The organism is Amphibacillus indicireducens, assembly GCF_039539605.1.
GTDB lineage: Bacteria > Bacillota > Bacilli > Bacillales > Amphibacillaceae > Amphibacillus > Amphibacillus indicireducens.
Genome location: NZ_BAABDL010000041.1, coordinates 17,125 through 30,464, shown reverse-complemented (window position 1 = coordinate 30,464; position 13,340 = coordinate 17,125). Strand labels below are relative to the sequence as shown.

Genomic DNA, 13,340 nt, shown 5'->3' with positions numbered 1-13,340 from the left:
CGTTCATTCAACTGTTTTTATTATACACATTTTTAATGATTGATCCTATCGATTTTAGTAAATAAAAAAGTGCTTCGAAGCAGTTCTCCGAAGCACTCTTGTTGGATTATTTGTTAAAATTTATTCAACCGAGAATATGAAAGAATAAATCGGTTGGTTTCCTTGATGTGTTTCAACCTCAAGCTCTGGGTATTGCTCCTCAATATAAGTAACTAATGCTTCAACTTCTTCATCAGTTGAATCTTCACCCTGTAAAATCGTCAAAATTTCATCATCTTCATCAACTAAGTCAGCGATTAACTTCTTCGTAGCCGTAACTTTATCGGGATCTGTCGCTTTAATTGAGCCATCAATAATCCCCATAAAATTATCCTTTTCAATTGTTAAACCATCAATTTGTGTATCTCTAACTGCATAAGTAATTTGTCCAGTTTTCACATAGTTACAAGCTTCAGACATATTTTTTTGGTTATCTTCTAAGCTTGCATCTGGATTATATGCGAGTAGTGCACTCATCCCTTGAGGAATAGTTTTCGTTGGAACAACAATCACATCTGATTCTGATAATTCTGCAGCTTGTTCTGCTGCCATAATAATATTTTTATTATTAGGTAAAATAATGACTTTTTCAGCATTTGCTTGTTCAATTGCTTCACTAATATCTTGAGTACTTGGATTCATCGTTTGTCCACCAGTTAAAACAACAGTCGCACCTAGACTAGTTAATAACTCTTCAATCCCTGCACCCATTGCTACCGAAACAATCCCGTAGGCTTCTTTTGGTTTTGCTGTCTGCTTTGGTTGATCGCCAACGATTTCACTGTGCTGTTCACGCATGTTTTCAACTTTTACTTGAACAAAGCTTCCATATTGTTGAGCGATATTCATTGCTTCACCTGGATGCTCAACGTGAACGTGAACGCGTACATAATCTTCATCAGAAACGACTAATAAAGAGTCACCTAATTCACCTAATTGATTTCGAAAGTCTTCTTCATTGTATGGATGATCTTTTGTTTTTTCTTGTTCAAATTTCACCATGAATTCTGTACAGTAGCCAAATTCAATATCAGCCGTATCCATAAAATCTTGATGCGATTTATGATGTTCTGCATTGACTAAATCATCCATTGACCCGAGATCAATATCGACCTCAGGTAAAGCTTCACCTTTTAAAGAAGCCAAAAATGCTTCATATATAACAACTAAACCTTGACCACCACTATCAACTACACCAACTTCTTTTAATACAGGCAAAAGTTCAGGCGTATGCTCAAGTGATTTCTTCGAGGCTTCTAAAACACGCTCCATAAATTCAACAAGATCATCTGTTTCTTGTGCAATTTGCTCTGCTGCATTTGCTGTATCTTTAGCAACCGTTAAAATTGTACCTTCTACTGGTTTAATCACAGCCTTATATGCAGTTCGAACACCACTTTGTAATCCTTTTGCCATCGTTTCTGAAGTTAATTCATCAAGCGTCTCTACACCTTTTGAAAAACCACGAAATAATTGTGAAAGAATCACACCTGAATTACCTCTCGCTCCCATCAATAGACCTTTTGCTAAGGCATTAGCTACTTCTGAAACAGTGCCACTTGATACTTTCTTAACTTCATTAGCTCCTGATGTCATCGATAAATTCATATTGGTACCCGTATCTCCATCGGGGACCGGAAACACATTTAATGCATCAATCATATCTGCATTATTAGATAGGTGACTCGCGCCTAGTAAAACCATTTCAGCTAGTTTTGCACCTTCTATTTTTGTTAATCCCACAACTGCTTCCTCCCTTATTCCTCACGAAAAAGACCTGTAATTGATCTTTAATTCTTAATTGTCATTTTGGACGCGGACGCCTTGAATATAAATATTAACTGCATCAATAGCTAATCCTAGTGTTTTGTCTAAGTTATATTTAACTTGTGATTGAACATTATGCGCAATCTCGGAGATTTTCGTTCCGTAGCTCACGATAATATACATATCAATTGTTATTTGATTATTTTCTTGCTGAACAACGACACCTTTTGAAAAGTTTTCCCGACGAAGTATTTCAGAAATGCCATCTTTTATTTGATTTTTTGAAGCCATACCAATAATTCCATAGCACTCAATTGCTGCACCACCTGCAACAGTTGCAATAACTTCATTCGTAATCGTTACCCGACCATCTTTAGTCGTCAGCTCAATTGCCATTTTTATATCCTCCTCGATAAATTACAAACTGATTCTAGAGCTAATCTAACACTAACAATAATTAATCTCTAAACATTTTACAATACTTTTCGTAAATATAAAAGGTTTTTAACAAATTAGCCTTATTTGTAGTATTGTTTGCATTAATCTACTCCTTATTACTTTGGCCTAAAACAACTTTGGTGTCAAGTGATAATCCTTGCTGTAAAACTACTTTTAGTAATGAACAAAGTCATCCCTATTGTGAATTGATTCTAAGTATAGTATTATTTATTCGAGGAGGGAAATTATGAGAAAAACATTTGTTATAGGTTCAGTTTTATTATTAATGTGCATATTAAGTGGATGTAATAAAACAAATGAAAATACTGTTTTACTTGGTGATAAGCCGCCAAAGATGACTATCGAGGTCAATCGTGAAGAATTTAATTCTCAGTTAGGCTCTTATTGCTGGAATTTACCCGACTCCGAGTCAGAATGTTTAGAAATCATGGTTCCTTTAGAAAATGGCCAACGAATTGCAGCAAGCCTTGGCGAAGAAATCTCGTTAACATTCAAGAGCGCACCAGCTCCGGATCAAGCATATCTCATTCAAAATCCAGGCGATGACCTTACAGAAGTAAAACTAAACGAAAACCAGTTTACTGCTCCAGATGAAAAAGGTGTTTATTATTACGTGTATAGTGTAGCGTGGTTAAATAAAGATGAGGAAAAGGTTTCGAATGGTAGTGTAGACTACGGTTTTATTTTAGATATAAAATAACAACATTTTTCATCACTCCTGGTAAACTACCTTGATCTCGGTTACAAATCTCTAGGCTGTACAGATAAAACAACAAAGACGATTCTCCTTATTGTAATGTTTAGTAAATTTTAATAGCGTCTTTATATTTGAAATAGATTACAATTACCTACTCTACGTGTGCGTGTTTTAAATTTCGCCGATTGTATAATTAAGCGAGACAAAAAAATGACATGTTGTGATACACTCAATTTAACCTACCAAAGCTAAGGAGAGTGCATTAAACATGTCATACACCCATCTTACCAAAACAGAACTTATTTTCATAGAGGAATATTTCTCAATCGGTCTCAAAGGTCGGCAGATCGCCGAGAAACTTAATCGAGGTCATGAAGCCATTTATCGAGTAATCAGACAGCTTAAAGATGGAAAAACAGCAATTGAGATTTACCTAAATTACAAGACAAACAAGCAAAAATGTGGACGTAAATCGATTAAACTTTCTCAACATGAAATGGATTACATCAATAAGAAAACAAATGATGGCTGGACACCAGATGTCATCATTGGTAGAGAAGAAAGGCAGATATCTTGTAGTATGAAAACACTCTATCGTCTGTTTGAAAAAGGTGTCTTCAATCAAGACAAACTACCAATGAAGGGCAAAAGAAAACCCAATGGTCATCAAGAAAAAAGGGGTAAGCAAGCTTTAAAGCGTAGCATCGATGACCGAAATCAAGAACACCCAAATTATCAAAAAGAATTTGGGCATCTAGAAGGAGACACCATTGTTGGTAGGCATCATAAGAGTGCTGTCATCACTTTGGTCGAACGCATGAGCAAATGTATTATAGCAATTAAGCCTAAAGGCAGAAAGGCTCGTGATATTGAAAGAGCCTTAAACGATTGGTTTCTAGGCATACCGAAACACTTGTTTAAATCGATTATCTTTGACTGTGGAAAAGAATTTTCAAACTGGAAAAGTATCAGCAATGATCAGGATATTGATATTTATTTTGCAGATCCAGGAACCCCTTCACAAAGGGCTTTGAATGAAAACTCAAACGGTCTACTCCGAAAAGATGGACTACCAAAGGAAATGGACTTTAACTCAGTGACACAAACATTTATTTCAAGCGTCGCTTCTAGAAGAAACAATATTCCTAGAAAATCATTAAATTATCAAACACCAATTGAGTGTTTTATGAAACATGTGAACAATGAAACTTTGTCTCGCTTAATTTGACAAATGAAATTTTTTAAAAGTTGATGCTTTTTTGATTAAACAGTACAAAACTTAACTTTATACACAAGAATCTCCCTTATTTTTTTGTTCACAAAACCTAAAACAGGGACATCGCAAAAAGCTCAATACTAAAAAAATAATTGCTTTTGCGTTCTAATTATGATAAATTGTATAAGTATGTGTAGTAGATAGTCGTATTTGGGAGGGATTACTATGAGTCGTAAATGTGTAGTGACTGGACGAAAAACAGGTGTTGGTAACAATCGTTCACACGCTTTAAATGCAAATAAACGTAAATGGAAAGCTAATGTACAACGTGTACGTATTATGGTTGACGGGAAACCTCAACGTGTTTATGTTTCTGCTCGTGCGTTAAAATCAGGTAAAGTTGAACGTGTTTAACTTAAACACCTAAAAGCTCGAATTCACCTAGCAATATGTGAATTCGAGCTTTTTTGTTGATTCAATGCATCGCATGCCAGTCAACTTAGCAGAGATTCTACTGAATTAGTTTTTTGAAAAATTAAACATAATAACTCAACTTTCTCAGACTAAAATGTGCATATAAACCGTGATGTGGTGGGGCAGACAAGTTGTTCATTGTCCACGTTGACTTTACTTGTACACACGGGAAATTTAATTGCAGATTCTTAGTTAGAGCATCTATTCGTTCCGAAAAGCAATGCCACCATTAATAATCTAAATACAGGCTAAAAAATATCACTGCAAAGTTTAGATAATAAATAAAAAATTGCGGTAGATGTAACAAATAGAGCTAATCGTACCCTGTATCGCTGGAAAGTCATCAGAGATCCCCTCAAAATCGTAACGATATCTAACGAATAAGGCCTAATCGTCAGAAATCAACCTCTGAATCAAGTCGATATCTAACGAATAGAGGCTAATCATCAGAAATCAACCTCTGAATCAAGCCGATATCTAACGAATAAGGCCTAATCGTCAGAAATCAACCTCTGAATCAAGCCGATATCTAACGAATAGAGGCTAATCATCAGAAATCAACCTCTGAATCAAGCCGATATCTAACGAATAGAGGCTAATCATCAGAAATCAACCTCTGAATCAAGCCGATATCTAACGAATAAGGCCTAATCGTCAGAAATCAACCTCTGAATCAAGCCGATATCTAACGAATAAGGCCTAATCGTCAGAAATCTACCTCTGAATCAAGCCGATATCTAACGAATAAGGCCTAATCATCAGAAATCAACCTCTGAATCAAGCCGATATCTAACGAATAAGGCCTAATCGTCAGAAATCTACCTCTGAATCAAGCCGATATCTAACGAATAAGGCCTAATCGTCAGAAATCAACCTCTGAATCAAGCCGATATCTAACGAATAGAGCCTAATCGTCAGAGATCAACCCCTGAATCGATCCAATGTCTAACGAATAGGAGCTTATCATCAGGTATCTCACTTAAAATACCTTTGATATACAATGAAAAGCGGCAAAGTGCCAGACATTACTCGTAAAGGTCCTTAGACATATGAGAAGCACAAAGTAATCCAAAACGAACGGATTTTATAATTTCCTAAACAACAAAAAAACTGTACGTCCAATTGTTAGTTATTGTTAACAATTGGTGTACAGTTCAAGTTCATTTGCTTTTACCGCTATTATTTCTAATCTTGCTCTTTACCTTGCCAGAGATTGACGAAGAAACGGACAATACCTCCAAGAAACTTAGGGAGTTTTATCGTATAAAAACGCATGAGAACCCCTCCTAACGATATCTAACAGGACAGCGAACAAAATAATTAGTCAGATTGTTCACTACTCTTTATCACTATTAATATGCCCGAGTCAAATGAAAAATGACCCGTTTGATCAATCAAGTGATTCGATATTGTTAGCGATTCACCACGATTAATGGTTTGATTCGTTAAAGGGTAATAAAAATGCATTAAACTTAATCCCGAAACTTGTTTCGTTAATGGTATAAATGAAACTTTAGGGTAGAGCTCTGAGTGAATGATTTGATATTGACCAGGGTGATACATAGAAATCATATTCTGTTGGTCAACAATTTTAACCTTTAGATCCAAATCAATTAGACGTTCAAGTAAAAAAATTGAATTTAATTCGTGGTCTTTTCGTCCACCCGTCACACCAAATAAAAATAAGTTTTCAGCATTCAGCTCTAATGCTGCATTGATTGCCAGTTCTAGATCGGTTAAATCTTTTTCAACCGGGTGAATTTGAATGTTTTCTGTTGCTGACTTAATCACTTTAAATTCCTCTTCATCAACTGAATCAAAATCGCCGATTGCTAAATTAGGATTAATGTTATTGTTTAACAAATAAAGTGCACCACGATCACAGCCGATCCAATAGTCGATTTCATAATCAGCTAAGTTAACAAGTCGTTCAATCGGACCTCCTGCAACAATCCCAATTCTTTTTAACTGCTTATTTGTCTGCCCCATTAATGGCCTCTCTAATGACATCCATTGCTTGTTTTCGATTTGTTTGACCAAAGATTGCATTCCCGGCAACAAATACATCAACACCTGCTTTCGCACATTGTTCAGCTGTATCTGAATTAATTCCACCGTCAACTTCAAATTCAATGTCTAGCTTTAATTCTTTTCGCCACTTGTCAGCAAGTTTTATTTTTTCTAAAACAGCAGGAATAAATGATTGTCCACCAAATCCAGGATTAACAGTCATGAACAATAAGAGATCAATCTCTGGTAAAATCGGTTTAATCATTTCCACAGGTGTGGCTGGGTTGATAACGACACCAGCTTTTTTACCGTGCTCTTTAATAGACGTGATTGTCCGATGCAGATGAGTGCATGCCTCTGCATGAACTGAAATGATGTCCGCTCCTGCTAAAGCAAAGGCAGGAATGTATTGATCTGGATTTTCAATCATTAAATGAACATCAAGGATTAAATCTGTCGTTGGCCGAATAGCATTGACAACTAAAGGACCAATCGTGATGTTCGGTACAAAGTGACCATCCATCACATCAATGTGAATGTAGTCAGCACCAGCCTCTTCTACCTCTTTAATTTCGTCTGCTAGTTTTGAAAAATCTGCTGATAAAATAGAAGGAGCAATTTTTTTCATATTAATACCTCGGCTTTCTTGATTTAATTTCTTGATAAAACTCTAAATAATGCTCGTATCGATATTGCGTGATTTCACGATCTGCTATCGCTGCTTTAACTGCACAATTTGGTTCGTTAACGTGCATACAACCTCTAAATTTACAATTATCTCGATATTGCTCAAAATCTCGGAAGCAAAATGGCAATTGTTCTAATTCAATTTGTTCAAAGTCTAGTGAGCTAAATCCCGGTGTGTCAGCAATCATGCCACCAAATACTTCAATTAACTCTGTATGCCTTGTTGTATGTTTACCTCGACCCAGGTGTTTTGAAATTTCGGCTGTTTCGATCGAAAGTTCGGGATTTAATAAATTTAAAAATGAAGATTTCCCAACACCAGATTGACCAGCAATTACCGTTGATTTGTCCTTTAGCAAATTAGTAAAAGAAGTTTGATCAACTGACCACTCAGTTGAAATTTCCACAACTTGATAACCTATTTTCTGATAGTCCGCAATATATTGCATAAGTGGGATTTTTTCCTCATCATTGACTAAATCCATTTTCGTCACTAAGATAATTGCTTCAATTCGATTGAACTCAGTAAGCACTAAAAATCGATCAAGTAACTTTGGACTAAATAAAGGATTTTTAGCTGATACAGCGACCAATGCTTGATCAATATTAGCAACTGGCGGGCGGACTAATTCATTTTTACGTGGTAATAGTTCGGTTACGTAACCATCAGTTAAATTATCCGCTTCAAACTTCACATAGTCTCCGACGAGAGGAGTTTGTTTCGTATTTCTAAATAACCCTCTCGCTCGACATTGATAGATAACATCATCACTTAGTACATAGTAAAATCCACTTAACGCTTTAATAATTTGACCTTTTCTCATTCATCAGCCTCCATCCACTTCATCATAAGCAATCGTTTTTTGGACAATCACTTGGTCATCTCGTTCAATTTTATATGTTGCTGTTGAATTTGGTGCTATCACAAGTCGAATCGTAAATTCAGTATCACTATTAATTGAGCTTTGTTCATAAAGATCAGTCAATTCATTGTTCATATCAGAAATATAAATTCGGACCTGTTGACTAACTGGAGCAGGTGCTTCACCTTCATCATCTTCACCTTCGTCAGGTTCTGGTAGATTTGCATCCCCTGTGTATGGAACCGTAACCTTTAATGTATGTGTAACAGGTGAAAGCTCTTCTTCTCCTAATGAAACGATCAGATTAACAATTGAACCCGACTCAAGTTCCTCGCCTGCCTGTGGTGAATGACGAATCACGCGCCCCTCACTATACGTACTTGAATGCTCTTCAGTTACATTAGCTATTAAACCACGATCTTCTAAGTACTGTGTAGCCGCTTGAATCGTCATATCCTCAAGATCCTCAAGTACGACTTTTCGTTCGCCAATGCTCACTTCAAAGACAATCACAGTATCAGTAGGATTAACTTGACTACCTGCTTCCGGCTGCTGACTTATAATCTGACCTTCTGTAAATTCAGACGAGTATGAATCAACGCGTTGAATGTTTTCAGGAGCAAACCCTTTTTGGATCAATAATCGCTCAACTTGACTGTATGATTGACCAACATAGTCTGAAAGTGGAACCGGTTCAATCCCTTGACTGACGAAAAGTGTAATAACTGTACCTTCCTTCACGATTGATCCTGCTTCTGGATCCGTACTCTCAACATGCTCTGCCTCAACATCTTCTGAAAATATTTCTTCAATTTCATAGTCAAGATTTAATTCCTCAAGTCGTTCAATTACATCATCAACATGCATTTCTGTGAAGTCCTCAAGTTCGACATCATCCGGTTGTGTTAGGGCAGGCAGAACAAATAAGGCAACTAAGATTGCACCAACAATAACAATAAAGATACTCGATAACCAAATGGCTACTTTCTTCTTTTTCGACATTTTTTTCTTTTTAGGTCGGGGTTGTTTTGTTTGAGAATCTTTCACGCCTATCGGACGAGTCGTATCTTGACTCATTTGCTGATTGACGATTGTTTGTTCATTTGTTAATTGACTATCCATTATTATCGGGATTGCTTTCGTCTGATCACCTGGTTCACTTGGTGGAATAAATGGTTGCTCATTGACTCGATCTGGATCTAACGCTGTCTCAAGGTCTTTTTCAAAATCGGTTACTCGTTGATAGCGCTGGAACGGATCTTTAGTTGTTGCTTTTAAAACAATATTTTCTAAGCTTTGTGGAATTAATGGATCCCACTCTCGCATTGATGGTAGTGGTGATTCTAAATGTTTTAGAGCAATCGATACGGCTGATTGACCCGTAAAAGGAATCCGACCCGTCAATAATTCATACATCACGATACCTAATGAATAAATATCAGACTTTCGATTCGCTGTGCCACCACGTGCTTGTTCTGGTGATAAATAGTGTACAGACCCTAAAACTGAGTTGGTTTGCGTGAGTGATGTTGCCGTTAAGGCTAAGGCGATGCCAAAATCTGTTACCTTTACTGTCCGGTCAGCATTAATTAAAATATTTTGTGGTTTGATATCTCGATGGACGATATGGTTTTCATGCGCATGTTCAATCGCCGACGTGATTTGCATCATAATATCAACTGCATCATCGATTGAAATCGGACCAAAACGTTGAATATATTCTTTCAACGTCAGCCCATCGACATACTCCATCACCATATAATAAATATCATCTTCTTCACCAACATCATAAATATTAACAATGTTTGGATGTGACAAACTCGTAGCTGACTGTGCTTCACGATGAAAACGAGTAATAAACTCATCATCATTTGAATATTCAAGTCTTAAGACTTTAATTGCGACTTCGCGTTCAAGAATGTTATCAAACCCAAGATAAACATTCGCCATCCCACCGCCGCCAATTAATTTTTTTACGACATATCTTTCATTTAACAGACGTCCTTCTAACAAGAGGAATCACCCGCCTCTCTTTTAATATACTCAACTAGTACAACCGTTATATTATCTTCGCCACCGAGTTCATTTGCTCGATCAACTAAATTTCCAGCAATCTCTTCAACCGTTAAATCTTCTGTTAAAAAGTTAAATAACTCATTGTTTGATAATTTATCAGATAAACCATCACTACAGATCAAAAAGCGATTCCCTTCTTGCCACTCAATTGTAAACACATCTGGCGCAATTGAATTGTCTGTACCTAGCGCCTTCATCAAAACATTTTTTCGTGGATGAACGATTGCTTCCTTTTTAGTAATTTCACCTGCGCGAACCAATTCATTCACAAGTGAATGGTCTTCAGTTACTTGTTTCAATTCATCAGTAAGTAAATAACAGCGACTATCCCCGATGTGTGCAATTGAAATCTCGTCTTCTAAAAAGATCGCAGCAATGACAGTTGTCCCCATTCCTTGACAGTCAGGATTCTCTTTCGCATAGCGATAAACTTTTTGGTTAGCTAGACGAATTCGATCATCTAACCATTCTTCTGCCTCTTCAGCTGATGTTAATTTATCTGTTGCTTGCCATTGATCAGAAAAATATGAACGAGCAATTTCACTCGCCACATCACCAGCTTTGTGGCCGCCCATCCCGTCTGCGACAACTGCTAAGGTTTGATTGGCTCGATTTTCAAACAAGCCGACAGCATCCTCATTTTGCTTGCGTACTTTGCCACAATCGGTTATAAAAAACTGTTTCATATGATGACTCACCTCTTCGCATGATCTAAAGTTAATTCATCCAACAAAACTATTCCTCGTCTGATTTTCTTCTTAATCGAGTCAGGAAGAATCCATCAGAATTAAATTCATCTGGGAAAATTTGAATGCCAACCTGCAAGTACTCAATTTCTTTATTTAAAAACTCTGGTAGTTCTTGAAAGAAATCAGGGTCAACTTCATATTTTTGGTTGTTAATTAAAAATTCCGTTACGACAACTTCATTCTCTGTTGGATCAACTGTACACGTACTATATAAAAGTTTACCACTCTTTTTAAGTAATGGGGCAATTTTTTCTAATAACTCATATTGAACATGAGCTAATTGATCGACATCATCAGCAGTTTTTGAATATTTAATATCCGGCTTACCACGAATGACACCAAAACCAGAACAAGGTGCATCAATTAAGATTCGATCGAAAGTTTCTCGTTCATATTTTTGATTCAAGTTTCGGCCATCAAGAGCTGCTGTCCGTAAATTAATTAAGCCAAGTTGTTCGGCTTTCTTTTTCACGAGTTTCACTTTCTTATCATGAAGATCATAAGCATGGACGTGACCTGTATTATTTAGCTTTTCACCAATATGTGTCGCCTTACCTCCAGGAGCACTACACGCATCTAAGACGAGTTGTTCTGGCTGGATACCCATCATCTCGACGACGAGCATTGAACTTTGATCCTGAATTGTCAGTGCACCCGTCTTAAACAAGTCGTGATCAAGGATATTACCTTTTTCAATAATTAAACCTTGCTCTGAAAACTGTGATTGCTCAACCTGGTATCCCGATGCTGTTAATTGTTCAATGGCTTCCTCTCTCGTCAGTTTGAGTGGATTGATTCGTACACTGATTGGCTTTGTCTCCAAATTAGCAAAACAAATCGCTCGTGCTTGGTCTTCGCCATATGAATCAATCCAACGTTCAACGAGCCAGCTTGGGTGGCTCGTCTCGATGGCAAGCCGCTCAATCGGATCCTCAATTTGCTCAAACGATGGGAAGCCTTGACGTTGTGCTTCTCTCAAGATCCCATTAACAAACTTCCCAATCCCTTGATGTCCTTTTTGCTTTGCAATTTCGACAGCCTCATGAATAATTGCATGATCGGGTACTTTATCTAAGTAATGCATTTGATAAAATGATACGTATAATAACCATTTTACCCACTGCTCAACTTTTTTAGGTTGTTTGATAAAATGATTTAAAAAATAATCTAACGTAAGCTTACGCTGCAGTGTACCGTAAATAAGTTCGGTAAATAATGCTTGATCTTTTCTCGACCAGTTCATCTTCTCAATCGTCTGATCGACGAGAAGGTGACTAAACCCACCGCTGTCACCCACCTGAACTAAAACTTCTAATGTTTTTGTACGTAATTGATATTTATTCATTTGTTAACCCCAATCTTTGGCCGACTTTAAATACATCTGGATTTCCATTTAAAAAATCTCTCACAAGCATCCGTTTATTGCCGGCAAGTTGAATATCGGTAAATTTTAATACATTGCCATCTCCACAAGCGACATTGATCGAGTCGTGAGTGAGTTCAACAATTTCACCAGGCTGAACCGCCTCAGACGCAGTTGCTTGTCCACGTTCAGCCCACCAAACTTTTAAGTTCTTTCCTTCAATTGTTGTGCTTGCAACTGGCCAAGGATGGAGTCCGCGCACATGATTGTAAAGCTCTTGAGCTGTCCTTGTCCAATCAAGCATCTCCTCTTCACGCTTAATATTTGGTGCATAGGTTGCTTTTTGATCATCCTGCTCTTCAGCGGTAATCGTCTGAGCAAATAGCTGAGGCAATGTCTCAATTAACAAATCTGATCCAGCTTCTGAGAGCTTATCATGCAAGCTACCAACATGGTCTGCCTCATCGATCGGCACCGTCACTTGTGATAACACTGCCCCCGCATCTAAAGCTTCAACCATATACATAATTGAAATACCCGTTTCCTTTTTCCCCTGCATAATTGCATAGTGAATTGGAGCGCCCCCTCTTAATTCAGGCAATAACGATGCATGAACATTAATACAACCATATTTAGGCGCCTCTAACAACTCATTCGGCAAAATCTGACCAAAAGCCGCTGTTACAATTAGATCTGGTTCATATGTTAGTATTTCCTGATATGAATCACGGATTTTTTCCGGTTGATAAACAGGAATATTATGTTTAATTGCTGTTTCTTTCACTGGTGGTGCTGATAAAACACGCTTTCTCCCCTTCGGTCGATCCGGCTGAGTAACAACTAAAACGACCTGATAGCCTTCGCTAATTATCTTCTCTAAGATGGGAACAGAAAAATCAGGTGTCCCCATAAACACAATTTTCTTCATCAAAAAACCTCT

13 protein-coding genes are annotated in these 13,340 nt (G+C 37.2%); 3 read left to right on the top strand and 10 right to left on the bottom strand.

The annotated features are described in order from the left end of the window. Positions 1–120 precede the first annotated feature (120 nt). Both ABD814_RS03800 and ABD814_RS03795 read right to left on the bottom strand, forming a co-directional pair. Complete coding sequence (locus tag ABD814_RS03800) at positions 121–1,782, bottom strand: DAK2 domain-containing protein (protein WP_344910492.1); 1,662 nt, start codon at positions 1,780–1,782, stop codon at positions 121–123. 54 nt (positions 1,783–1,836) lie between these two features. Next, on the bottom strand, positions 1,837–2,202 hold the full coding sequence (locus ABD814_RS03795; protein ID WP_344910490.1) for an Asp23/Gls24 family envelope stress response protein: 366 nt from the start codon (positions 2,200–2,202) through the stop codon (positions 1,837–1,839). Positions 2,203–2,491: 289 nt separating this feature from the next. On the opposite strand from ABD814_RS03795, the gene ABD814_RS03790 reads away from it, so the two are divergent. The 3 genes from ABD814_RS03790 to rpmB all read left to right on the top strand — a co-directional run bounded on the left by ABD814_RS03790 (position 2,492) and on the right by rpmB (position 4,592). Continuing rightward, positions 2,492–2,965, top strand: coding sequence for a hypothetical protein (locus tag ABD814_RS03790; RefSeq protein WP_344910488.1), 474 nt, complete (start codon positions 2,492–2,494; stop codon positions 2,963–2,965). Between the two features lie 265 nt (positions 2,966–3,230). Beyond that, positions 3,231–4,190, top strand: coding sequence for an IS30 family transposase (locus ABD814_RS03785; RefSeq protein ID WP_344910487.1), 960 nt, complete (start codon positions 3,231–3,233; stop codon positions 4,188–4,190). A 213-nt stretch (positions 4,191–4,403) separates the two neighbouring features. Beyond that, positions 4,404–4,592 (top strand): 50S ribosomal protein L28, encoded by a 189-nt coding sequence (gene rpmB, locus ABD814_RS03780; RefSeq protein ID WP_344910485.1) that lies wholly within the window; start codon positions 4,404–4,406, stop codon positions 4,590–4,592. Between the two features lie 1,245 nt (positions 4,593–5,837). Here rpmB and spoVM read toward each other — a convergent pair. The 8 genes from spoVM to fmt are packed head-to-tail and all read right to left on the bottom strand — an operon-like array spanning position 5,838 to position 13,328. Then, positions 5,838–5,927 (bottom strand): stage V sporulation protein SpoVM, encoded by a 90-nt coding sequence (gene spoVM, locus ABD814_RS03775; protein WP_344910483.1) that lies wholly within the window; start codon positions 5,925–5,927, stop codon positions 5,838–5,840. Between the two features lie 45 nt (positions 5,928–5,972). After that, positions 5,973–6,641 (bottom strand): thiamine diphosphokinase, encoded by a 669-nt coding sequence (locus ABD814_RS03770; protein WP_344910481.1) that lies wholly within the window; start codon positions 6,639–6,641, stop codon positions 5,973–5,975. Beyond that, positions 6,625–7,290, bottom strand: a complete 666-nt coding sequence (gene rpe, locus ABD814_RS03765; protein WP_344910478.1) for a ribulose-phosphate 3-epimerase — start codon at positions 7,288–7,290, stop codon at positions 6,625–6,627. The genes ABD814_RS03770 and rpe overlap by 17 nt, the downstream gene beginning before the upstream one ends. A 1-nt stretch (position 7,291) precedes the next feature. Next, positions 7,292–8,173, bottom strand: coding sequence for a ribosome small subunit-dependent GTPase A (gene rsgA / locus ABD814_RS03760; RefSeq protein ID WP_344910474.1), 882 nt, complete (start codon positions 8,171–8,173; stop codon positions 7,292–7,294). A 3-nt stretch (positions 8,174–8,176) separates the two neighbouring features. Next, entirely contained in the window at positions 8,177–10,225 is a 2,049-nt protein-coding gene (gene pknB / locus ABD814_RS03755) for a Stk1 family PASTA domain-containing Ser/Thr kinase (protein ID WP_344910470.1), read from the bottom strand. Continuing rightward, complete coding sequence (locus ABD814_RS03750) at positions 10,219–10,974, bottom strand: Stp1/IreP family PP2C-type Ser/Thr phosphatase (protein WP_344910468.1); 756 nt, start codon at positions 10,972–10,974, stop codon at positions 10,219–10,221. The genes pknB and ABD814_RS03750 overlap by 7 nt, the downstream gene beginning before the upstream one ends. A gap of 49 nt (positions 10,975–11,023) precedes the next feature. Then, on the bottom strand, positions 11,024–12,382 hold the full coding sequence (gene rsmB, locus ABD814_RS03745) for a 16S rRNA (cytosine(967)-C(5))-methyltransferase RsmB (RefSeq protein ID WP_344910465.1): 1,359 nt from the start codon (positions 12,380–12,382) through the stop codon (positions 11,024–11,026). Then, positions 12,375–13,328, bottom strand: a complete 954-nt coding sequence (gene fmt, locus ABD814_RS03740) for a methionyl-tRNA formyltransferase (protein ID WP_344910462.1) — start codon at positions 13,326–13,328, stop codon at positions 12,375–12,377. Before fmt ends, rsmB begins: the two co-directional genes overlap by 8 nt. Between the last annotated feature and the right edge of the window lie 12 nt (positions 13,329–13,340).